The sequence below is a fragment of the Bacillus cereus group sp. Bc031 genome (assembly GCF_027716265.1).
Lineage (GTDB): Bacteria > Bacillota > Bacilli > Bacillales > Bacillaceae_G > Bacillus_A > Bacillus_A paranthracis.
Genome location: NZ_JAQFUL010000012.1, coordinates 47,811 through 71,427, shown reverse-complemented (window position 1 = coordinate 71,427; position 23,617 = coordinate 47,811). Strand labels below are relative to the sequence as shown.

The following is a 23,617-nucleotide window of genomic DNA, read 5'->3' as shown; positions in this document are numbered from 1 at the left end:
CATTTTGAGTTATAAATATTAATATCGGGGGCAAGGGGATAGCATATGAAAATCTGTAATGCAGTTACGAGTGATGTGAAAGACATTTATAGTCTCATTGAAGTTTATGCAAAAGAGGGAGTGGTTTTACCGCGTTCTCTTTTGTCTCTCTATCAATATTTACAATGTTTGTATGTTGTGAAAGAAGAGGGGGAAATCGTCGGAGTTGCTGGTTTACATGTATTAGGGGAGGACCTTGCAGAAGTACGATCGTTAGTCGTTTCGCATACATATGCAGGGAAAGGTATCGGACGTATGTTAGTAAACCATGTAATAAATGAGGCGGCGAAAATAAAAGTGAGTAGAGTTATTTCTTTAACATATGAAACGGAATTTTTTCAAAAGTGCGGGTTTGTTTTTGTGAATAGAGAGACGTTACCAGAGAAGGTATGGATTGATTGTAGACATTGTCCAAAGGTAGATTATTGTGATGAGGTGGCGATGATTCGGTATGTTGGGTGAAGTTTTCAGGGAGAAAAAGGCCCATTCTTATTTATGTAATAGTGGGCATCTATATTTTAGTCAAAAATGAAATGTTGTTAAGAACTTTAATTAGTTTTGCATACTGCAAAATTCAAATACATGATATATATAAACAAAGAAGAGCCTGATATGGCTCTCAGGCTCTTCCCTCAATAGCAAAGAGTAAGTCTTTTAATTACTCTTCTCCTACATAATACACAATATGTATTTGGATGTGTAGAACAAGAAATTCCAATATAATTATTCGAATATAGTGTTTAAAAATAAAAACTATATATTTTAAATAAGGAATTAAATTACAAATGTTGATTTAATACATAATAGAAACTCGTTTATATAAAATGCTGGTTAATAAAGTGATATTGCGATAATGAAATGTGAAATATTGCATATCGAATTGTAGAACAAAAAAGTGAAATGACAATTGAGTGAAAATGCTATTTTGTAGAAAAGGATGTGTAGTTTGAAATCTGAAGAAGCTAAACATCTCATTATTGATTTAGAGCGAAGAAAATCAGATTTAAAAAGAATTCAAAATGGCTTTTCGGGAATTTATAGAGAGGAATATCGTGACAGTATTGCATAAGTAAATATTTATTTTGAATCAAGTGAATATGCGATTGAATGAGATTATGAAAGATGAAAATAAAAAGAGCAGCTAGCACAAGCTCACTGCTCCATTCAAGGGATCTCTCCAAGGGGGAGTGGAGAAAATATTATGTTACTAGCAGTATTGACAGATTATTAGGAAATATACAAATCGGATGAAAGAAATTTTAAATAAACTTTCGGCATTGACAGTTTTTAAAATATTCATGTACAATATATATGAATGACATTCAGTCATTTCTTCTTTGGAAGGATGTAGTTAGTTTGAAAACGGAATAAATATAAATGGTAAATGAGGATGATAGTTGTTTTTATATAGTATTGATGAAAGAGTATATTTTTTTAAAATAAAAATGACTGATAGTCAGTCATAAGAGGTGAGAGGTATGAAGAATAGAGCTTGGTTATATGTCATATTAACATGTATCTTTGAAATTTTTTGGGTATTTGGTTTTAATACGGCCGATACTTGGTGGCATTGGATTATTATTTTAGGCGTTATCGCTGTTGATTTTCACTTTCTTTCTAAAGCGTGTGAGCATCTTGCAACAGGGACTGTATATGCTGTTTTTGCCGGAGCTGGTACGGTAGGTACTTTCTTAATGGATGTATTCCTTTTCGGCGGGAGTTTCAGTGTAGGAAAATTATTCTTTATCGTGATGGTTGTAGCTGGCGTTATCGGTTTAAAGCTAGCTGATAATAAAGAAGATACTATGGAAGGAGCTGCTTAAAGATGGGTTGGTTTTTCGTATTTTGTGCTGCAATTAGTGAAATAGTCGGTGTAATCGGTCTTAAAATGTATAGTAAAGATAAAACATTAGCAAATGGGGCTCTTTATATAGGTGGGTTTGCTACATCCTTTGCATTCTTGTATACATCTTTCTTATTTTTACAAGTAAGTGTCGCGTATGCGGTTTGGATTGGTATTGGAACAGCAGGTGCCGTTTTATTAAACATGTTCTTGTTTGGTGAGTCGAAAAGTAAAGCACGTATCATTAGTGTGGCTCTTATTGTATGCGGCGTGACAGGGTTAAAGGCTCTTTCTTAAAGGTATTTGGCATTTTTATCTCCTAATTTTTTGTTAGGAGATTTTATTATGAAAAAAATGATTTCCTCGCAAAGTTCACTATCATTGACAGTACAATCGATTATCTTATAAAATGAGTGACAGTCATTCAATACGCGTGTGAAAGGGTTTAGATGATGAATAAAAAAGAGAAAATTGTCTATGCAGCGATTGAAGTGTTTCAGGAAAAGGGCGTTGAAAAAACGAAGATTTCTGATATCGTGAAATTAGCTGGCATTGCACAAGGAACTTTCTATTTATATTTTCCTTCTAAGTTATCTGTTATGCCTGCAATAGCAGAAGTGATGGTTGAAAAGATGATACTTGCAGTAAAAGAAAAAGTGCAAAACGATGCGCCTTTCTCAAGTAAAGTAACGCAAGTAATAGATGCGGTGTTTCACTTCATAGAGGAATATCGTGAAATACAAGCTTTAATGTATACGGGTCTTGCATCTACAGAACATATAAAAGAATGGGAAGCTGTGTATGAGCCTCTTTATATGTGGCTAAGTGAATTTTTAGGTGAGGCGAAAGAAGCGGGTGAAATTCGTGATTCGGTTCACGCAGAGCGAACGGCGAAGTTATTTATCGCTCTAGTTGAATCAGCAGCGGAGCAAGTGTATTTATATGATCATAAAGATGATGAGCAAGTCGAGTTACAAAAGGCAGAAGTACTAGATTTTTTAACACATGCATTACATATAAAGAAATAGTGAGATGAACCTGTCTGAAAAGGTAGGTTCATTTTTGAGGAAAACTGAATGATAGTCATTCACCTAATGCGTATGTATGTGTGGAAGGATACAGTGAAATTCTAACGAGTAGGGGCATTTCTACTCATGATTAGCCCACAAATAGCAGGATAAAGAAAAAGCTTCTTGGGTATTATTTTTTTGAGGGGAGCTTACGGGAAGAGGTGTTAAAAGTGAAGAAACCGATAAAAGAACAAAAGATGGTACTGGTCATTCTTTTGAGTAATATATTTATCGCTTTTTTAGGGATTGGATTAATCATTCCGGTTATGCCGTCCTTTATGAATGATATGGGTTTAACAGGTAAGACGATGGGATATCTCGTTGCAGTGTTTGCAATGGCTCAGCTTATTGCTTCACCTATTACAGGCCGGTGGGTCGACCTTTATGGTAGGAAGAAAATGATAATCATTGGATTATTTATTTTTGGTGTTTCAGAGCTTCTGTTTGGATTAGGAACAGATGTATGGATGCTCTATGCAGCGAGGGTGTTAGGCGGAATTAGTGCTGCGTTTATTATGCCTGGTGTTACGGCATATGTTGCGGATATTACATCTATACAGGAACGTCCAAAGGCGATGGGATATTTATCTGCTGCTATTAGTACCGGCTTTATTATAGGACCTGGAATCGGCGGATTTATTGCAGAATACGGTATACGTGTGCCGTTTTTCGTTGCAGCAGCAATTGCTTTTATAGCATGTGTCATTTCGATCTTTATTTTAAAAGAACCGTTAACGAAAGAAGAGCTTGCAGAGATTTCTTCTAATACGAAAGAATCAAGCTTTATTGGTGATTTAAAGAAATCATTACATCCAATGTATGCAATTGCATTTATCATCGTATTTGTACTTGCGTTCGGTTTATCGGCGTATGAAACGGTGTTCAGTCTGTTTTCTGATCATAAGTTTGGATTCACACCGAAAGATATCGCGGCAATTATTACAATTAGTTCAATCTTTGGGGTAGTTGTGCAAGTATTTATGTTTGGAAAATTAGTTGATATGTTCGGTGAAAAAGTGTTAATTCAAATCTGTTTAATTGTAGGTGCAGTATTAGCGTTCATTTCAACTGTAGTCTTTAATTATTGGATTGTACTTCTCGTTACGTGCTTCATTTTCCTTGCATTTGATTTACTTCGTCCAGCTTTAACGACGTTTTTATCAAAAGCAGCTGGAAAAGAGCAAGGATTCGTTGCTGGTATGAACTCGACTTATACGAGTTTAGGAAATATAGCAGGACCAGCGATGGGCGGAATATTATTTGATATGAATATTCATTATCCATATGCATTTTCAGGAGTTGTCTTAATAGTGGGTCTCGCTATTACATTTATGTGGAGAGAGAAACAGTTAGCTGAAAGTTTTGCGAAGTAATCAAACCCCTTACAACGGTAAGGGGTTTTTGTTTTATAAACTTAATCCAAACCGTTTTAATTCAATAAATATCCCCTCTAATTGCTTTCCTTTATCCGTTAATGTGTACTCTACACGAGGCGGAACTTCTGGATATACTTTTCTCGTTATAATGCCTTGAGACTCTAATTCTTTTAGTCGAAGCGATAATGTTTTCGGGCTAATCCCGTCCATTGATTTTTGTAAATCACTAAAGCGTAATGTTCCTTCGATAAGAAGGTCGCGAATGATTAAAAACGTCCATTTCGTACGAATTACATCAAGCGTTTTAGCGATAGGACAAGGTATGCCAGGTAAACCTTTCGTTAATTCAACTGGATCTATATTGTTCATGGAACTAGCCTCCATAAAATTTTTTGAATGAATTTGCTTTATAGTATCACAAAACTATACTTTTGGTAACTATATGAAAAAATATCACTACTTCCATAAAGGAAGTTAGTGTATATACAATAGCAATACGAAATATAAAGTTTTTTATGAGGGGGAGGTGATTTTCATGGGGGTAAAAAAGTTGTTTGGATTTCTTAGTTTGTTTGTTATTTGTATTGTGCTTGTAGCATGTGGCGTGGAGGGAAAAACTGAAGTACAGTTATTAAAAGAAATGCCAAAGGCAAAAAAAATGACAATCGATCCTTCACTAAGTAAAATGGAAGCGACCGAAATGGTTCATGCAGCGCAGCGTTTTTATGCATTTTGGGATACAGGTAAAGAGGAGCTTCTTTCGCAGACGGTTACTGAAAATTTCTTCGATAATACGTTGCCAAAAGGGCGACCACAAGGTGTTGAAGGGTTAAAGTTTGCAGCACAAAATTTTCGTAAAGTCGTTCCTAATATACATTGCGAGATTGAAGATTTATTAGTCGTCGGTGATAAAGTAACAGCTCGTCTTTCTTTTACAGGAACGCATAACGGTAAAAATATTAGCTTTTCTGCAATAGATATTTTGCATGTGAAAGACGGAAAGATTACGGAAGACTGGCATTTAGAAGATAATCTTACGTTGAAACAGCAACTTGGGTTAATAAGCGAGGAATAGAGTAGGGGAGAGGAAAACGATGAAAAATATATTTATTATAAATGGACATGAAAAATACGGTACAAAGGAAGGACGATTAAATAAAACGTTAGTGGATCATATGGTGACGGTATTAAGCGAGAGTCATCAAGTGAAAACAACAACGATTCAAGATGGATATAATATAAAAGAAGAACAAGATAAATTTTTATGGGCTGATGTTGTGATTTATCAAACACCGATTTATTGGTTTAGTGTTCCAGGATTATTTAAAACGTATATGGATGAAGTATATGAATACGGTTTGTTCTTTAAAGGTGCAGATGAATACGGAACAGGTGGTTTATTAACAGAGAAAGAGTATATGTTCTCTACAACTTGGAATGCACCTGAAAATTCATTTGGAGATAAGACGAAGTTCTTTGAAGGGGAAAGTCTAGAATCAACGCTTAGTCATTTACACCGCGTACAGAAGTTTCTTGGGATGAGTCCGTTAAAGAGTTTTGCTTGTTATGATGTGGTGAAGAATCCGGATATTGAACAATATTTATTGAACTTGAAAGATCACTTAGATGAAGTAATTAAATAATAGTTTATATTTGTATGTGAAGAAGGTACTACTAAGGATGTAGTACCTTCTCCTTTTATAAAAACTTGCATGTTAATACGTGGATGGCTGTATCCATAACTTCGCAAAATTTGCCCAACCGAATGAATCAATTGTTACGTTTTTCAAAGAAGAAGGGTATGTCTTTCTTTTTAAAACGTGATAGTTAAATAAAATGATGTGTTCTGTTTGTAAAAATTCTTCGATCTCATACATGAGCTCGTAGCGCTTTTCTTTATTTTCTTCTAATAAAAATGTATCAAGTAAACAGTTAATTTGTTTTTCGTAGTGCAGGTCCATGAACCGGTTTACGAAGCAACTTTTATTTTTAAATACATTTAAGAATGCAAGTTCATGATTGGCAGCAAACACTTCTCCCATGAAAATAATATCGGCATGTTGATCGATAGAACGATTCATATAATCTGAAACGAGAAATGGGTGAAGCTCTACTTGTATACCTAAATTTTCACATCGTTCTTTTAGGAAATGTGCGTCATTTGCACTATCTTTAAATGCGAAGAAGTAAATATGTATCGTCTCTCCATTATAAGTGCTCTTTTTTAAATACTCTTTCGCTTTTTCTAAAGAGTAAGACCTTTTAGAAGCTTGGCGGCTTCTTTCAGGGAAAAAGCTTGATGCAGCAATTGTTCGTCTTCCTTCTATGCTACGAAGTATCGTTTCAACGTCATATAGTTCTCTCCAAGCCTTTCGAAAGTAAATGTCGTGATGAGGACCAGGTTTTGTAAAGTTGAAGCCAGCATAAATACAACCTATTTCTTCTATTTGTATATCATGCCTTTCATTTTCTTCTTCATTTGGTAGTTCATAATCAGCATCGATTTGTACATGATCAGGAATACTCCAAAATTCAATACGATCTAATAACGCGCGCTCTTTAAAATAATGAGTGAACGCTTCGAGTACGATATTATCTTCAGAGTAATGAGCAAGTTTGAAAGGTCCAGTACCTATATAATGATGATTTTGAATAACTGCATCATGTGGCAAAATTGCTAGTTGTATGGAACTTACATAGTGTAAGAAAAATAAATTTGGTTTTGCTAAATGAAATCGAATTTGCAGTGGTGATGGTGTTTCAATTTGAACAATTTCTTCTGTTAGCCATTCGAAAGGGGAATGAACTTCTTTTAGTCTTTCAAATGAAAATCGTACATCTTTAGAAGTTAAAACTGTTTCGTTATGAAAATATACATCCTTTCGTAAATAAAAAGTCCACGTCAGCCCGTCTTCACTTAATTCCCACGTATGCGCAATGTGTGGTTCCATTTTTTCCGTAACATCGTTATAAACGACTAACGTATCAAAAATTTGATTCGTAAGATGGCTCTCTGTAGTTACAGCCACAAAAGCCGGATCTAAGGGGAATATCTTTCTCGATATAGGAATTTTTAATATGTCGTACATATCATTTGAAGGTTCGTATCCAAAATGATGATGTAGTTTATTTTCTATCTTTTTTTGAAGTGCAAGGGGTAGGGGTTCTTTTAAAAGAAGAAAGATATCTTTTAATTTTTCTTGCGCTAACAGTTCATCTGTATAGGACTCAATCGCTTCTACGAAATTATGTATAAATAGAATTTCTGTTTTATTCCCGCGGCCACGCCCTGGAGTCCAGCTAATTAATTGTTCCTCGCTCATTTTCTTTAATAAAATCTTTACGTTTTTCGTACTGCAATATAAAACATCCGCTAATTCTTGTAAGCTATTTCGCATATGTTGTTGATCTTGTGCATGTAGTCTTAGTCTAATGTAATAGTCCATAATTTTCATATATACACTTCCTTCTATCATAAAAGGGGAAACTCTTTAGAATATTCTAACCTTTTTCTTCCTTTTTTTCAAAGTAAAATAAGTAAGCATAAGGAGGGGGAAACAATGGGATTTTGGAGTATGCATCGAAATATAAAAATTAGAATTATAACTTCGTTTTTAACACGTACTGTATCCACGATGATTTTTCCATTTATGGCGATTTATTTTTCAATAAAGTTAGGTAGTGCGATTGCTGGTGCGTTACTACTTATTAATGTAATAGCTTCGTTAGTAATTGGTTTATACGGTGGATATGTTGGAGATCGGCTTGGGCGTAAAAAAGTGATGATTATCGGTCAAAGTATACAAGTCATTTCCATTGCTTGTATGGGAGTTGCGAATTCGGATTATGTAGATTCACCTTGGTTAACATTTATCTTTATGCTAGTGAATAGTTTAGGATCTGGACTTATGAATCCTGCGACAGAGGCGATGTTAATTGATGTGAGTACACCTGAGAATCGAAAAGTGATGTACAGCATTAACTACTGGGCAATTAATTTATCCATTGCGATTGGAGCGATATTTGGCGGATTACTATTTGAGAACTGTAGATTGCAATTGTTTATCGGATTAACAGTGATTGCCGTTATTACTTTATATGTGATGGCTGTATATATGGAAGAGGTGTATGTAGCTAGAAAAATAGTAGAGAAGAAAAATGTATTAAAAGATATGGCGGATAGTTATAAAGTCGTAATGAAAGATAGAGCGTTTTTAATTTTTTGTGCAGCAAGTATATGTACGTTATCTTTAGAGTTTCAGGTTAATAATTATTTAGGAGTACGTTTGCAGCAAGAATTTGAAACGGTGCACTTTTTATTCGGGAATGGTGTTACGTTTGATTTAACAGGTATTCGCATGCTGAGCTGGATATCAGCGGAGAATACAATTTTAGTTGTGTTATGTTCAGCACTTCTTATTAAAATGCTGAAAAGCTTCAACGATTTGAAAATCTTATATGTAGGTTTATTCATTTATACAATTGGATTTACAATACTTGGAGCGAGCAATAGTTTATGGATTTTATTAATTGCAGGGCTTTTCCAAACGGTAGGCGAGATGATGTATGTGCCAGTGCGTCAATCTATTATGGCAGATATGGTGCCAAATGAGGCGAGAGGTTCATATATGGCGATTAACGGAATGGTCTTTCAAGTAGCAAAAATGAACGGGGCATTGGGTGTTATGCTAGGTTCATTTATCGCATCTTGGGGGATGAGTGCTCTGTACTTTATCGTTGGTATGAGCAGTATTTTATTATTTATGAAGGCGATTGGGAGAGAGAAGTATGAGGGGGAGGTTTCTCAGATTGGATAAAACGATATGAAAAGCGATGCTAGAAATCGCTTTTCATATGGCTTTTAAAACGGATCAACTTCAGCTAAATTTGGAGTAGTGCTCGGTTGTAGTAAAAGATTTTTTAACGTTCCTACTTCAGAAAGAGTGACTAATATGTAGCCACTAATTAGTACAATAAGCCCGATGACGCGTAACGTTTGTAAGCTCACTTCATTATTATTCATTTCCGTTGGATTTGGGGGCGTTGAAGGTGGATTGTTATTCATAAATAAGGCTCCCATCTTTTGTATTTATATATGTGTAAAATCATTATTTAACTTATGGATAGGAATCGTATAGTCATTTTCACTATATGAGAACTGCTTATGAAAAGTGATTAGAAGTTCTGGGGAGAGAAAAGAGGGTGTATGAAAAGATCATTAAAAATAAGGTTCTTTTTTGTTTTTCATACAAATAAAAAGATTAATCAAAGTAGCTAAATAACTACTTTGATTAATCTTTAATAACTATCCCAATATACGCAACGATTCTTCAATAAACGCCGGGATGTCCTCAGGTTGTCTACTTGTTACTAGCTGATTTTGGCATATGACTACTTCTTTATTGTGAAAGTTTCCGCCGGCGTTCTTTAAATCGACTTCAATAGATTTATATCCAGTGACATCACGTCCTTCAAGTGTTTGTGCAGTGATGAGTAGCTGAGGTCCGTGACAAATAGCGAAAACCGGTTTTTCCGCATCCATAAATGCTTTACTAAAGTGAACGAAACGCTCATCCGCACGAAGTATATCTGGAGAAAATCCACCCGGTATGAAGAGTGCGTCAAAGTTTTCTGGAGAAACGTCATCGATACCTTTATCAATTACAATTTCACTTTTTCCTTGTTTACCGTGTACCGTTTTACCTTTTTCTGTTTCAATAGTTGTTAATTCATATCCCTTTTGTTTAAAAGCTGCTGCTGGCTCTGTGTATTCTGTGTCCTCGAAATAATCCGTTATTAAAATAGCAATTTTTTTACTCATTTTAATCCGCTCCTTATATTATATTATATTATATTATCGGTTCCAGAATCGTCCTTGGGCAATGCCTTCTATAAATGACTCAATTGAAGTGTTTGTTAAGTTGTAAATTCCTGCTCCATCTAATTTGATTTTACTATTGTCTAAAGCATGAGGATCGCTAAGGACATAGGCTATCGGTTTAAAGTGTTTAAAAGTAGTTTCTGCAAATTCTAAAACAGGGGGTTGAATGACAGATTCGCTACTAAACACTAATACCGCATCAAAAAGTGCAGAGTCTGCTGTTGTATAAGTATCCGTTACTTTAATGGAATCATTGAACTGATGAATTTTATTATCTATGATGCTATAGTTCATTCGGTGTTGTACAAAAGCTTGAATCCATTCGGACAGAAGGGAGACACTTGGGTCACCATTCAATAGAATTGCCACATTTTTTGAATCAGCTTTAAAAATAGTGTTGGACATACTTAGTGCAGGTGATTTTGAATCTGAATTTACTTCGTGATTTTCTTTAGGCAAAGGGGCTCCAATCATGTTAGCGACTTCCTTTGCTAATTGACGATCAACGTGGTTTAAAAGAGCAATTACATTTGCCTTCACCATGTCTGATTTGCACTTCCCAACTTCAAAGCAAAATGCATCTTTTATGTGCTGCTTTTCAATAGGGCTCATACTATTGTAGAAAAGTTTAGCTTGCGAATAAAAGTTAAGAAAGCTTTTACTGCGCCCCCTAATTTTATGTCCATCAATCTTTTCTTGATAATGCTCATATCCGCCCTGTTCAGCTTGCACGGTTGCTGGTTGATTATTATTTAAGCCATTAGGATGATAGCTTGTTTGACCGCGATGAATCTGCATTTGATGCATGCCATCACGTTGATTATTATGAAAAGGACATACGGGCTGGTTAATAGGAATTTGGTGAAAATTAGGGCCTCCTAAACGAGATAATTGTGTATCTGTATAGGAGAACAATCTTCCTTGTAGAAGAGGATCATTTGAAAAATCAATACCTGGTACGACATGGCCAGGGTGGAAAGCTACCTGCTCCGTTTCTGCAAAGAAGTTATCGACATTTTTGTTCAATGTCATTTTACCAACTAGTTTTACAGGAACTTCTTCTTCTGGCCATAATTTCGTTGGATCTAAAATATCAAAATCAAATGCATGTTCATCTTCTTCTGGAATTAGCTGCAATCCAAGCTCCCATTCCGGATAATCCCCTTTTTCAATTGCTTCATATAAATCTTGACGATGGAAATCAGGGTTTTTCCCAGCAATCCTTTGAGCTTCATCCCACACTAATGAATGAATCCCGAGGGTAGGTTTCCAGTGAAATTTTACGAAGTGGGCTTTTCCTTCTTTATTAATAAGTCGAAATGTATGAACCCCAAAACCTTCCATCATTCGTAAACTACGCGGAATAGCACGGTCGCTCATCTGCCACATAACCATATGAGTAGACTCGGGATTATGTGCAACAAAATCCCAAAATGTATCATGAGCGCTAGCTCCCTGAGGAATATCATTATGTGGTTCTGGTTTAACTGCATGGACAAAATCAGGGAATTTAATAGCATCTTGGATAAAGAATACTGGCATATTATTACCTACTAAATCATAGTTCCCTTCATCTGTATAAAATTTTGTGGCAAATCCGCGCACATCTCTTACTGTGTCATTGGATCCTTTAGAGCCTTGAACGGTTGAGAACCGTACAAATACAGGTGTTTTTTTTGAAGGGTTAGTAAGAAAATCTGCTTTCGTATATGCTTCTAACGATTCATAAAGCTGAAAATAACCATGAGCGCCAACTCCGCGTGCATGAACAATTCTTTCGGGAATTCGCTCGTGATCAAAATGGGTCATTTTCTCGCGAAAGTGGAAATCCTCCATTAAGGTTGGGCCTCTTAAGCCCATCTTTAAAGAAAATTCATCTTCGGCTATTTTTACTCCTTGGTTTGTTGTTAAAGCATGTTTGCGTTGATTATCCGTAACGTGGTGTTCCAATTGTTCCGTTTTTTTATTCATAATATAGGCCCCTCCTTTACGCTGTTAATTAATAGATACCCTTTTTGTTAGGATGTAAACATGTATTATCGTTTTTGTATGTAAAAATCATAAAACGTTGGTTGTACCAGTGATTCTTGTTTGAGGAAGGAAAATAAAAAAGCCAAGGAGAAAATTTATTCGCTCCTTGGCTTTTAAGATATTTCTTTTCGTTAAAATGCGGAAATTCGTTGCTTCGTTTTTGGTACAATAATAAATTTGATCCAAAGTACCCCGATAATCATAATGATAAGGCTATGTAAAAATTGTACAGTAGCAATGAGTATAACACTCGAAAATATAATGAGTTGAATGCTTAGTAATATAAAGATTAAGCGAAGAAATTGATTCATTCGTTTTTCAGTATCAATCGGATACAATGCTACAATAATATTTCCCGAAAAATATTTCCATAGGGAACGGAGCTGCATAGAAATCATATATAGGACGATATATGCGATAGCGCCTTTTACGTATATGTTTGGTATAAAATATAAGGCGAAGGCACCGATCAACCCTAAGCGAATATATATACCGAAATAATCATTCCCGCGTAAAAATGCTAGTGTATGTAAATAGAAGAAAGTTGCTCGTTTTTTATGTAATAAAGGTTCAATCCAAGTTGTAAGCCATTTTCTTTTATTTACTTGCTTATTTAGTTGCGGGACATCGGTGAAAATGCTAGCAAATTGATAAAAACGAACGTTCATTTTTTCTTCTTGCTCGATTATGTAATCCCACGGTATTCGTTTTGTAGGCTGTTTTTTCGTATATAGAAGCAGGAAAGCAAGTAGTAAAAGTAATCCGCCCAATATGAGAACATTTGCCGCATAAAACAGCATATAAATGACTAGGGCGTTACAAGCAATACGAATAATCAGCCATATATTTTTTTCGTGACGATCACGCCACATCCAATGTATGTATATGTTCCAAGCTTTCGTAACCATTAAAATGATAAAGATTGTACATAAGAAAGGTATCGTTACTTGTAATGATTGCAGTGCAAGCGGAACGAGAATAAGGAACGTAAATAATAATGGGAAAAGCTGAATGATGTAATTGTATAGAAGAGATTTTTTGAAATAAGAAGTTAATTTCTCTTCTAGTGCTAGTAAATAGACAGCGTCAGGTTTCTGAATAAATGTACGAATAGGGCATCTCGTTATAATGAATGTAAGTACAATCGTGATGAGTAGTAAAGATATTCCTTTAGAAGGAGATGCTTTTAGAAACTGAGCATAGTAGTATGCGCCAACGCATGAAATAAAGATAAAGCTATATAGTAAACCGTTAATCATACGTGCAAAGTATGTAATGATATTTTGCATATGTTGTTGGAAGCGGCTGCTCCATAGTGATTCGATTGACATGTTTTTCACCTCTTTGTTCTATTATATATGTTTTGGAAAAGAAAAAACGAGCAAATTGCGTTATGCAACTTGCCCGTCTTTCTTTTCGTTATTTTTTTTCTGATCACGATTCATTAATGGATAGAAAGCAAAGCCGATTACGAATAAACCAATTCCGAGAAGGAATGTTTTTATATCGGCTGCGCCCGTTTTAATAACCCACAGTGCGTAGCAAAGTGCGATTACTGCGACTATACCATCTGTAATTCTTGCCCGCATTTCATTTTTATACGTTTCACCAGTTGCGACTAGTTTTAACTGGAAGATTGGTGAAACGAGATATGGAATGAGGTAGGCCAGTGTCGATACAGTAATTACGAATGTATAAGCTTCCGCAATTGTTCCTGATAATGTTGAGAATAAGAACACTTGCGACATAATGTTTGTTAATCGTAATGAATAAATTGGACTTCCTTTTTTGTTTGTTTTTGTGAAGAAGGAGGGGAAGAAACCTTCTTTTGCTGCTTGATACGGTACTTCTGAGCTTAATAAAATCCAGCCTAAGATGGAACCGAATAGGGAAGTAAGAGCAAGTAATGCCATCAGTTTCCCGCCGCCATGACCCATTGCAGCGTTTAGTGCATCTGCTAATGGACGTTCAGAAGCTTGTAATTTATCAATGTGAAGTACACCCATTGTTAAAATTGTAATTCCTAAGTAAATCGCAACTGTAATAAGTAATCCCGCAACTGTTGCGCGTTTTACCGTTTTTGGAGAAACAGCACGGTTTGATAAAAGAACCGCTGATTCAATTCCGATAAACGCCCAAAGCGTCGTAAGAGCAGCTAAATTTACTTGTGAAAGAAGGCCGTGTGATACACCTGATTTATCGATCATCGGTGTGTACCATTGTCCAAACTTAGAAGCTTCAAATGCAAATAAAGTAACGACGATGAATAAAAGGAATCCAGTTACTTTCGTTGTTGTTGCTAAGAAGTTTAGCTTTCCAGCTCCGCTTACACCGTTTGTTAAAATAACATGAGTTCCCCAAAGTAAGATGGAACAAATGGTAAATGTAATTAGTTTTCCAACTTCTACGTTAAACGAACCAATTGAAAATAGTAGTCGTGTATCTTTCATAATTGGGAAGAAGAGTGATAAATATCCCGCAAATGATGTAATGATAGCAACGTTACTTGCCCAGTTTGCAACCCAATATCCCCATACCATACTGAAACCAGCCATTTTTTTCTTTTTTGGTGATGAGAATAAAGCATATGCATGACTTTGTGGTCCTGTCGTTAAATCAGGACGACGAATTGCTAAATTACCGAAAACAAGAGCTAGCATTAAAACACCAAACCCTGTAGTTAACCAAGCTAAAGTGACACCGAGAGGGCTTGCTGTTTGTGCCAACGTACTTGGCACCATGAAAATCCCAGCGCCAACCATGTTACCGACAACGAAAGCTGTGAGTACCCAAAAGCCCCATTTTTTTTGTTGCATAGAAAATACCTCCAAAGTTAGTATAACCAAGTCAAGCGAGGAGATATGTATGTCTTCCTGAGTCAGGAAGAGAAGTCCCAAACAAAACAAAAAAAGCACGTAATTTGCCGCTACATGCTTTCTATCTTATAAGAAACCCACGACATACCTCTCGATAGCTCTCCACAAACGAAACGTTTGTGACAGTTCTGCACTTATTAAATGCAGACCCAGCAAGTGTGCATGGTGGACACAACTTACTTCGGCAACCATTCCTTTCTCATTCCTTCATCAATGCCACTACATCTCCGGAAATGATACTCTTAATGATTGCAACCTCTACCTCACCGAGATACGAATGAGGATTTAAATATTAAATTAACGTATTTAAGAGTAACAAATGAATTTTTATACGTCAATGGATATAGTAATAATCAGATTATAGAGAAGAGTTTGTGATTAAAATTATGAGGGATTATTATGTAATATTGAATTTTCATAATATAATAAATGTTATTAGCGCTAGATGATTGAAAAGGGGATGAAGTATATGTCTGTATGTCATAAACATTCAGTAATAGGTGTGTTAGATTCGGGAGTTGGGGGATTAACAGTTGCGAGCGAAATTATAAGACAATTGCCTAAAGAGAGCATTTATTATATTGGTGATAATGAGCGTTGTCCGTATGGGCCAAGAAGTGTAGAAGAGGTACAATCTTTCGTATTTGAAATGGTTGAGTTCCTCAAACAGTTTCCGTTAAAAGCTCTAGTTGTAGCATGTAATACTGCTGCAGCTGCTGCATTGGCTGCGTTGCAAGAAGCACTGTCCATTCCAGTTATTGGCGTTATACATCCGGGAGCAAGAGCGGCTATTAAAGTGACGAAGAAAGGGAAAATCGGAGTAATTGGAACTGTAGGTACGATAAAATCTAATATGTACGAAAAAGCATTGCATGAGCTTGATACATATTTGGAAGTGCATAGTCATGCGTGCCCGACCTTAGCTACAGTTGTAGAAAATCAATTAGAAGATACAGCATATGTAACCGAGCAAGTGAAACAAGCTTTACTGCCATTAACGGAAGAAGATATAGATACGTTAATTCTGGGGTGTACGCATTATCCACTTTTAGAGTCCTATATTAAAAAGGAACTAGGAGAGGATGTAACGATTATTAGTTCTGCAGAAGAAACAGCGATAGAGTTAAGCACAATTTTACAGCACAAAGGAATTCTGGCTGACAATCTGAATCCGAAGCATCGCTTTTTTACAACAGGCTCTGCCTTATCATTTGAACATATTGCTGAGCGTTGGCTAGGATATCACATTTCTGTAGAATGTGTGGATTTACCCGTAAAGAATGCTCGCATCTGTAATTAGACTGTATGAAAGTACTTTTTGTTCAATACACTAGGTTAGTTGCATAAGAAGGAAAAAATGCACTTTTAATTGAAAGGATTAAGGTCATTTCAATTAAAGGGGAGATTGGATTATGGAATTATCAAGGTCTCAATTATTTGCTTTAGAGTATATTTCAAAATATGCAGAGAATGAAAAACGTGAGGCGAAAGCAACAATTAATCATATACTTAACATGTGTAATATTACAGATGAAATATTTGAAGAAGCTGTCGCTAACTTGAAATCTCATGCAAGGATTGCTTTACACTTTCATCCAGACAGACTCGATTCGAGTATGAAAAGTGTTGCTGAAGCATTGTTTGAGCAAGGAATATATAAAAGTCAGTTTGAAACATTGCTATCTAACGGAAGCGTATCTGCTTATCCTGGCGGTGAACGTGACCTTTGGGAACAGAGAATATTTGGAGGAGCATATCAATTGGAAGGTGTAACGAATAATCAACGGCCAAAGTATGGAGCGCTAAATTTGATGTTACATCCAGATGGGCCTGCTCCGCGTTTTGGATCATGTTACTTTCTCTTATATCCAAAAGTTTCTTATCACTCTACATATACGTATTTAGATTCGCATCAAGATCCAAAAGAAAAGGGGACTTATGAGGAGTTTGATATGATTTTAGCTGCTCTTTTGGAAGAGACATTCGTAAGAGAGTGTGCAATTGGTGAAGGGAATTTGACTCCAACAAGATTAGTTAATCATTTACTGGCTAACATGGAAAGGCCGTTTATAGATTTAGTAAGCAAAGAGCCAGCCCGTAATCTTAATCATTATATTGAAGCGCAAGTTCATGGAGAGATTTCTCTTAAAGAAGACGTGGAAGCTCTTGTTGTAGATCCTTCATTTAAGGGTACGGATGTAGGAAGAACTTTAGAAGAAATTTGCCTGAAGTATGCTATGGATTTGTATTGGCACACAGGTTTTGTACTTATGGTAGACGACGTTCCAATGAATTTTAGAGGTTCAAAAATGCCATCTTTAGCAAGACGCATTGCACGGAATCATTGTATCGATGCAAATATAATCGGTTCTGCTGTAGCGGATTTAAAACGCAATCCATTATCTTGGAGTGATCGTGGAACTTATGAAGAAGTGCTTCAAGAATTAAAATTATTATGGCATGTTTTAGTTCGATTTGGAAAACCAAATCGAAAGTAGAACGAAATACTCCGTTTTTGGGAAGTATCTATATAGAAAAGAAGCTGATCTAAAATTAGATCAGCTTCTTTGTATAAGATTAAACTAAGTTTAATACAGTTACTTTTTCACGTGTCATAGACTCAAGGCTCTTACGGATACCTTGTGCGCCCATACCTGAACCTTTTACACCGATGAATGGGAAGTGGTCAGGACCGCGCTCTGTGCGTCCGTTAATTTGAACAGAACCAGTTTCGATTTTGTTAGCAATTGCAAATGCTTTGTTAATGTCTTTAGTGAAGACACTTGCTTGCAGACCGAACTCTGATTTGTTAGCAATTTCAATTGCTTGCTCATCTGAAGAAACACGGATGATTGGAAGGATTGGGCCAAATGGCTCTTCCCAAGCAACTTTCATTTCTTCTGTTACGTGGTCGATTAATGTTGGATAAATTAAGTTACGCTCACGTTTATTACCGATAACGATTGTTGCACCTTTTTCCACAGCGTCGTCAACTAAACCTTGAACGAAGTCAGCAGATTTATCGTCGATTAATGGAACGATTGTGCTGTCTTGTTCTGGAGATCCAACTGATAGTTTAGCTACTTGCTCTTTTAATAAGCCAACAAGCTCGTCTGCTACGTTTTCGTGTACAAGTACACGTTTAATAGCTGTACAACGTTGACCAGAGTAAGAGAATGCACCGCTTACGATATGGTTTGCAGCATCTTGTAAGTCAGCATCTTCACGAACGATACCAGGGTCTTTACCACCAAGTTCTAATACAAGTGGAATCATTGAAGCTTTTTTCGCTAAATGTTTACCTGTGTTTGTACCACCTGTGAACGATACCATATTGATGCCTTCGTGTTCTACTAAGTAGTCACCAATTACAGAACCACGTCCTGTCGCTACGTTTACAAGACCTTTTGGAAGGCCAGCTTTATGAAGTGCTTCCACCATTTTAATACCGCTAATTGCACCTTGAGTTGCTGGTTTGAAAATAACAGCGTTACCCATAATTAATGCTGGTGCAAGTTTTGCAGCAGATAAGTTTACTGGGTAGTTAAATGGTGCGATTGCTAATACAACACCAAGTGGTGCGCGTTGGATAATCGCAAGTTTTGATTTTGTACCGCCCGGGAAGCTATCGCCCATCATGCTTTCTCCGTGCATATGTAAAGCTTCTTCGATCGTGTAACGAATGAAGTCAGCTGTACGAACAACTTCTTTCTTCGCATCTTTATATCCTTTACCGACTTCTTTCATAATGATATCGGCAATTTCATCTTGCATATTTACGAGCTCATCAGCCCATTTATATAAATACTTTGCGCGATCTTGTAGAGAAGCTTCCGCCCATGATTTTTGAGCTTCCTTTGCAGATGCAATTGCTTCATCTACTTCTCCGCGAGTAATTGCTTGTACTTGTCCAATTACTTCGTGTAAGTATGGAGATGGAATTTCGATTGTTTCTCCTGAAGAGCTTTCTCTCCATTCTCCATTTAAATAAAATTTGTACGTATTGCTAGTTGTCATGATTAGTCCTCCTAAAATAGCAACTTGTAAGAGTGAGTATAAGGTGATTGTATGGAGTTTGATAACATTTTTCAAATGAAATATTTGTGAAAACGATTTCTTATGAAGTTTTTATTTTGTATGCCCTTTCTTACAGAACATTCCCTTATTTCGAAATGATGGATCATATGTTTTTATTCAATTTGTAAAAAAACAATTGACAGAATACTCAATAAAGTTATAAGATTATAAATGGAAAATAAATGAAGGGGGTGTGCGTAATGATTGTAATCGTAAATGTAATGGGTTTAGCTCTGTTAAATGGCAGAAAACATTTATATCATTACGCAACCCGTGCGGATATATAGGGCATTTTTGTCTTATAAAAAGCGTACGTTGCGTATATCGTAACGTACGCTTTTATGCATTTTTGTGCATATCGTCAAGCGGCGGTATGCTTTTTTTTGTTTATTTTCCATGTTACTAAATAAAACTTTGGAAGGTGGAAAAATGTGATGAGATTGTATGGGTTACGAAATGTAAATGTAATGGGTCTGGATAGCGGATAAAGAAATGAGAGATAAACGAGAACGAGAAGGGAGAGATTACATTGTTTTCAGTATTACTAAAGTTAAAGTGGTTTTTTAAAGAGCATTGGAAGAGATATAGTATCGCCATTGGAGCTCTTTTAATTGTGAATATAGTTGAAGTTATTCCCCCGAAAGTGTTAGGGGTTACGATAGATAATATAAAAACAGGAACGTTATCGAACGAAGCTATTATACAGTCTATTCTTATTTTAATTGGGGTTACGATAGTTGGATATGGCCTCACTTTCGTATGGCAACATCAATTGTTTGGCGGTGCATTCGTGCTTGAGAAAACGATGCGCTCTAAATTTATGGGGCATTTACTTAAGATGACGCCGACTTTTTATCAAAAAAATCGTACTGGTGATTTAATGGCGAGAGCGACAAATGATTTAAAAGCAATCGCTATGACAGCTGGTTTCGGTATATTAACGCTCGTTGATTCGAGTTTATATATGCTTACGATTGTCTTTATGATGGGATTTACAATTAGTTGGGAGCTTACATTTGCGGCACTTATACCGCTTCCAATTATGGCGTATGCGATGAATATATATGGAAAGAAATTGCATGAAAGATTTACAGTTGCGCAAGATGCGTTCGGTGATATGAATGATAAAGTACTTGAGTCAATCGCTGGTGTGCGCGTGATTCGTGCATACGTACAAGAAAATGCAGATCAGGAAAGATTTCATCAATTAGGAGATGACGTCTACGAAAAGAATATGAAAGTAGCTAGAATTGATGCACTATTCCAGCCAACTGTGAAAATGCTTGTCGGTCTTAGTTATTTAATTGGTTTAGTGTATGGCGCATATCTTGTATTTCAATCAAAGGTGACACTTGGTGAACTTGTTTCCTTTAACGTGTATTTAGGGATGATGATTTGGCCGATGTTTGCAATTGGTGAATTAATCAATGTCATGCAAAGAGGAAATGCGTCACTCGACCGTGTAAATGAAACGTTAGCGTATGAACCAGATGTAAAGGATCCGAAACATCCAAAGCTTGTACAAGAGCCGGATTATATTCAGTTTGATGATGTTACTTTTTCATATCCTTCATCAACTGAAACAAATTTAAAAAAGGTTTCGTTTACATTAAAACAAGGGGAAACGCTTGGGGTTGTTGGAAAAACAGGAAGCGGAAAAACGACGCTCGTACGTCAGCTTCTTCGCCAATATCCGCTTGGAGATGGAGATATTGCAGTCTCTGATGTGACATTAGATCAAATGACGAATGAAAATGTGCTTGGGTGGATTGGTTATGTACCGCAGGAACATATTTTATTCTCAAAAACAGCGAGGGAAAATATTTTATTCGGAAATAGGGAAGCGACTGAAGAGGAACTCGAGAAAGCGATTGAAATTGCAGCGTTTAAAAAAGACTTAGAGTTTTTACCAGAAGGGTTAGAAACGCTCGTCGGAGAGAAAGGTGTTTCTTTATCAGGAGGGCAAAAACAAAGGATTTCGATTGCACGAGCTGTTATTCAAAATCCGGAAATATTAATTTTAGATGATTCTTTATCAGCTGTTGATGCTCGTACGGAAGCAGCGATCATTGAAAATATAAGAACAGAGAGAAGCGGAAAGACGACGATTATTACGACGCACCGTTTATCTGCCGTACAACATGCGGATTGGATTCTCGTGATGGATGAAGGAGAAGTAATAGAAGAAGGTACGCATGATCAGCTTATTCAAAAGGGAGGCTGGTATGCGGAACAGTTTGAAAGACAACAGGGTGAAAGTGAAAGTGCGGATAGTGGGGTGAAAATATGAGCGTTTCAAAACGATTGTTTCAATACGCAATGAAAGTAAAAGGGACGATTTTTGCAGCAATGCTAATGTTATTTATTTTCGTCATCGCAGAGCTTGCTGGTCCTTTCGTCGCGAAAACGATGATTGACGATCATATCGTTGGAATAGAGAAGCCTTGGTATGAAACAGAAAAGAGTGAAGAGGCTGTTTCGTATAATGGCGCCTTTTATAAGCGAAGCGATCGCTTCCAGGAAGGTGAGAAAAAAGGAAAAGAAGTACGCGTGATGCAAGTCGGTTTTCAATATTACTTTATACCGAATAAAGTAAATCTAGAAGGGTCACGGACTGTAAAAGGTGATATGATTACCGTTCAAAATGGTAAGGCGGTGCAAGTGTATAAAGCGAAAGCATTGACGAAAGAAGAAGTGTTTGCGTTTTATAAACCAGAAATAAACCGTCTATTATTACTTGGTGGTGGATACTTCGCTTTATTAGTAGTCGTTTCATTATTTGCATACGGAAAGCAGTTTTTCTTACAGAAGGCAGCGAACAAAATTATTCAAATTATGAGGGAAGATGTCTTTTCTCATATTCAAACGTTGCCGATTCGTTATTTCGATCATTTACCAGCAGGGAAAATTGTGTCGCGTGTGACGAATGATACAGAGGCCATTCGTGATTTATATGTAACGGTGCTGGCAACATTCGTTTCTAGTATCATCTATATTATTGGGATATTTGCTGCGCTATTTTTACTTGATGTAAAATTGGCGACGTTATGTTTACTCATCATCCCAATTTTAATTGTTTGGGCTATTTTATATAGAAAGTACGCGTCTGTATACAATCATAAAATGCGTTCGCGTTTATCTGATATTAACGGAACAGTGAATGAATCCATTCAAGGGATGCCAATTATTCAAGCGTTTCGTCAAGAGCGTGAAACGAAAAAAGAGTTTGAAGAATTAAATGGCGATTATTTTAAGTATCAAAATAAAATTTTAAATTTAAATGCAGCAACTTCTCATAATTTAGTAGCCGTATTAAGAAATATTGCTTTCACAGGAGTAATTTGGTATTTCGGCGGTGCTTCATTAAGTGCTACAGGCGTCATTTCTTTAGGGATACTATATGCGTTCGTTGATTATTTAACACGATTATTCTCACCGATTACAAATATGGTGAATCAGCTTGCTAACTTAGAACAATCGCGCGTTGCATCAGAACGTGTTTTTGAATTATTAGAGGAAAAAGGGGAAGCAGTAGAAGAAGAACGTATACCTCGCTTACAAGGAAATGTGAAGTTTGATAATGTGTCGTTTTCTTATAATGGAAAAGATGAAGTGTTAAAAAATATTTCATTTGAAGCGAAACAAGGCGAGACAGTCGCACTTGTCGGTCATACTGGCTCAGGAAAAAGTTCCATTATGAATGTACTCTTTCAGTTTTACGAGTTTGAAAAAGGAAAGCTTACAATTGACGGTCATGACGTAAAAGAGATGCCGAAACAAGCAACTCGTGAACATATGGGAATTGTACTGCAAGATCCATTTTTATTTAGCGGAACAGTAGCATCTAATGTTAGTTTAGAAAATGAAAATATTTCAAAAGAGCGCATCGTAAAAGCATTGCGTGATGTAGGTGCTGAAAGATTTGCGAACAATATAAATGAAGAAATTACGGAGAAAGGAAGTACACTTTCAACCGGAGAACGTCAGCTTATATCGTTTGCTAGGGCGCTCGCTTTTGACCCAGCCATTTTAATTTTAGATGAAGCGACATCTAGTATCGATACAGAAACAGAGGCGATGATTCAACAAGCGCTAGAAGTTGTGAAAAAAGGAAGAACGACATTTATTATTGCCCACCGTCTTTCAACAATTAAAAGTGCAGATCAAATTATCGTACTTGATAGAGGGACGATTTTAGAAAAAGGATCTCATGATGAATTAATGAAAAAGCGCGGGCGTTATTACGATATGTACAAAACGCAAATGGAAGGGAATCAGAGCGCTTAATAGGTATGGGGAGGAACTTGTGATTTTCACAAGTTCTTTTTTTAGTGAATCAGGACTGTTAAATAAGAAGTATTATTTTACCTTTCGTACAATAAATGCTATATTAAAAAATGTTACTTATTTTTTGTATGTAGCAT

General features: G+C 36.3%; 21 protein-coding genes and 1 riboswitch. Of the genes, 13 read left to right on the top strand and 8 right to left on the bottom strand.

Going from position 1 to position 23,617, the window contains the following annotated elements; genetic code table 11:
- Nucleotides 1–45: 45 nt before the first annotated feature.
- The 6 genes from PDQ33_RS07325 to PDQ33_RS07300 all read left to right on the top strand — a co-directional run bounded on the left by PDQ33_RS07325 (nucleotide 46) and on the right by PDQ33_RS07300 (nucleotide 4,325).
- Nucleotides 46–501, top strand: coding sequence for an N-acetyltransferase (locus PDQ33_RS07325; RefSeq protein WP_061131378.1), 456 nt, complete (start codon nucleotides 46–48; stop codon nucleotides 499–501).
- 484 nt (nucleotides 502–985) lie between these two features.
- Nucleotides 986–1,108, top strand: a complete 123-nt coding sequence (locus PDQ33_RS07320; RefSeq protein ID WP_255285330.1) for a hypothetical protein — start codon at nucleotides 986–988, stop codon at nucleotides 1,106–1,108.
- Between the two features lie 409 nt (nucleotides 1,109–1,517).
- Nucleotides 1,518–1,862 (top strand): DMT family transporter, encoded by a 345-nt coding sequence (locus tag PDQ33_RS07315; RefSeq protein WP_061131379.1) that lies wholly within the window; start codon nucleotides 1,518–1,520, stop codon nucleotides 1,860–1,862.
- A gap of 2 nt (nucleotides 1,863–1,864) precedes the next feature.
- Nucleotides 1,865–2,179 carry a DMT family transporter gene (locus tag PDQ33_RS07310; RefSeq protein WP_000539674.1) on the top strand — a complete coding sequence of 105 codons (315 nt, stop codon included), beginning with the start codon at nucleotides 1,865–1,867 and terminating at the stop codon, nucleotides 2,177–2,179.
- A 152-nt stretch (nucleotides 2,180–2,331) separates the two neighbouring features.
- Nucleotides 2,332–2,910 (top strand): TetR family transcriptional regulator, encoded by a 579-nt coding sequence (locus PDQ33_RS07305; protein WP_270755235.1) that lies wholly within the window; start codon nucleotides 2,332–2,334, stop codon nucleotides 2,908–2,910.
- Between the two features lie 212 nt (nucleotides 2,911–3,122).
- Complete coding sequence (locus PDQ33_RS07300; RefSeq protein WP_000742938.1) at nucleotides 3,123–4,325, top strand: MFS transporter; 1,203 nt, start codon at nucleotides 3,123–3,125, stop codon at nucleotides 4,323–4,325.
- A gap of 33 nt (nucleotides 4,326–4,358) precedes the next feature.
- On the opposite strand, the gene PDQ33_RS07295 is transcribed toward PDQ33_RS07300, so the two are convergent.
- Complete coding sequence (locus PDQ33_RS07295; protein ID WP_001059468.1) at nucleotides 4,359–4,697, bottom strand: winged helix-turn-helix transcriptional regulator; 339 nt, start codon at nucleotides 4,695–4,697, stop codon at nucleotides 4,359–4,361.
- 166 nt (nucleotides 4,698–4,863) lie between these two features.
- Between PDQ33_RS07295 and PDQ33_RS07290 the strand changes: the two genes are divergently transcribed.
- Entirely contained in the window at nucleotides 4,864–5,403 is a 540-nt protein-coding gene (locus PDQ33_RS07290) for an ester cyclase (RefSeq protein WP_061131381.1), read from the top strand.
- Nucleotides 5,404–5,422: 19 nt separating this feature from the next.
- Nucleotides 5,423–5,971 (top strand): NAD(P)H-dependent oxidoreductase, encoded by a 549-nt coding sequence (locus tag PDQ33_RS07285; RefSeq protein ID WP_046198837.1) that lies wholly within the window; start codon nucleotides 5,423–5,425, stop codon nucleotides 5,969–5,971.
- 72 nt (nucleotides 5,972–6,043) lie between these two features.
- On the opposite strand, the gene PDQ33_RS07280 is transcribed toward PDQ33_RS07285, so the two are convergent.
- Nucleotides 6,044–7,804: an SgrR family transcriptional regulator gene (locus PDQ33_RS07280; RefSeq protein ID WP_142243792.1), complete on the bottom strand. Its 1,761-nt coding sequence runs from the start codon at nucleotides 7,802–7,804 to the stop codon at nucleotides 6,044–6,046.
- An 84-nt stretch (nucleotides 7,805–7,888) separates the two neighbouring features.
- Between PDQ33_RS07280 and PDQ33_RS07275 the strand changes: the two genes are divergently transcribed.
- Nucleotides 7,889–9,145: an MDR family MFS transporter gene (locus PDQ33_RS07275; protein WP_061131382.1), complete on the top strand. Its 1,257-nt coding sequence runs from the start codon at nucleotides 7,889–7,891 to the stop codon at nucleotides 9,143–9,145.
- 44 nt (nucleotides 9,146–9,189) lie between these two features.
- On the opposite strand, the gene PDQ33_RS07270 is transcribed toward PDQ33_RS07275, so the two are convergent.
- The 5 genes from PDQ33_RS07270 to PDQ33_RS07250 form a co-directional block, all read right to left on the bottom strand.
- Complete coding sequence (locus PDQ33_RS07270; protein WP_001063861.1) at nucleotides 9,190–9,393, bottom strand: hypothetical protein; 204 nt, start codon at nucleotides 9,391–9,393, stop codon at nucleotides 9,190–9,192.
- A 240-nt stretch (nucleotides 9,394–9,633) separates the two neighbouring features.
- Nucleotides 9,634–10,149: a type 1 glutamine amidotransferase domain-containing protein gene (locus PDQ33_RS07265; protein ID WP_061131383.1), complete on the bottom strand. Its 516-nt coding sequence runs from the start codon at nucleotides 10,147–10,149 to the stop codon at nucleotides 9,634–9,636.
- A 33-nt stretch (nucleotides 10,150–10,182) separates the two neighbouring features.
- Entirely contained in the window at nucleotides 10,183–12,180 is a 1,998-nt protein-coding gene (locus PDQ33_RS07260) for a catalase (protein ID WP_270755232.1), read from the bottom strand.
- 191 nt (nucleotides 12,181–12,371) lie between these two features.
- Complete coding sequence (locus PDQ33_RS07255) at nucleotides 12,372–13,571, bottom strand: ABC transporter permease (protein ID WP_061131385.1); 1,200 nt, start codon at nucleotides 13,569–13,571, stop codon at nucleotides 12,372–12,374.
- 60 nt (nucleotides 13,572–13,631) lie between these two features.
- On the bottom strand, nucleotides 13,632–15,056 hold the full coding sequence (locus PDQ33_RS07250; protein ID WP_061131386.1) for an amino acid permease: 1,425 nt from the start codon (nucleotides 15,054–15,056) through the stop codon (nucleotides 13,632–13,634).
- A gap of 147 nt (nucleotides 15,057–15,203) precedes the next feature.
- A riboswitch (Lysine riboswitch) is annotated at nucleotides 15,204–15,385 on the bottom strand.
- 200 nt (nucleotides 15,386–15,585) lie between these two features.
- On the opposite strand from PDQ33_RS07250, the gene racE reads away from it, so the two are divergent.
- Nucleotides 15,586–16,416, top strand: a complete 831-nt coding sequence (gene racE / locus PDQ33_RS07245; RefSeq protein WP_000109646.1) for a glutamate racemase — start codon at nucleotides 15,586–15,588, stop codon at nucleotides 16,414–16,416.
- 112 nt (nucleotides 16,417–16,528) lie between these two features.
- Entirely contained in the window at nucleotides 16,529–17,614 is a 1,086-nt protein-coding gene (locus tag PDQ33_RS07240) for a DUF3626 domain-containing protein (RefSeq protein WP_061131387.1), read from the top strand.
- 79 nt (nucleotides 17,615–17,693) lie between these two features.
- Here PDQ33_RS07240 and gapN read toward each other — a convergent pair whose 3' ends face one another.
- Complete coding sequence (gene gapN, locus PDQ33_RS07235; RefSeq protein ID WP_000213631.1) at nucleotides 17,694–19,133, bottom strand: NADP-dependent glyceraldehyde-3-phosphate dehydrogenase; 1,440 nt, start codon at nucleotides 19,131–19,133, stop codon at nucleotides 17,694–17,696.
- 589 nt (nucleotides 19,134–19,722) lie between these two features.
- On the opposite strand from gapN, the gene PDQ33_RS07230 reads away from it, so the two are divergent.
- Complete coding sequence (locus PDQ33_RS07230) at nucleotides 19,723–21,483, top strand: ABC transporter ATP-binding protein (protein ID WP_000493198.1); 1,761 nt, start codon at nucleotides 19,723–19,725, stop codon at nucleotides 21,481–21,483.
- A complete protein-coding gene (locus PDQ33_RS07225) occupies nucleotides 21,480–23,480 on the top strand; it encodes an ABC transporter ATP-binding protein (RefSeq protein ID WP_270755230.1) in 2,001 nt (666 codons plus the stop codon). Before PDQ33_RS07230 ends, PDQ33_RS07225 begins: the two co-directional genes overlap by 4 nt.
- Nucleotides 23,481–23,617: the final 137 nt, after the last annotated feature.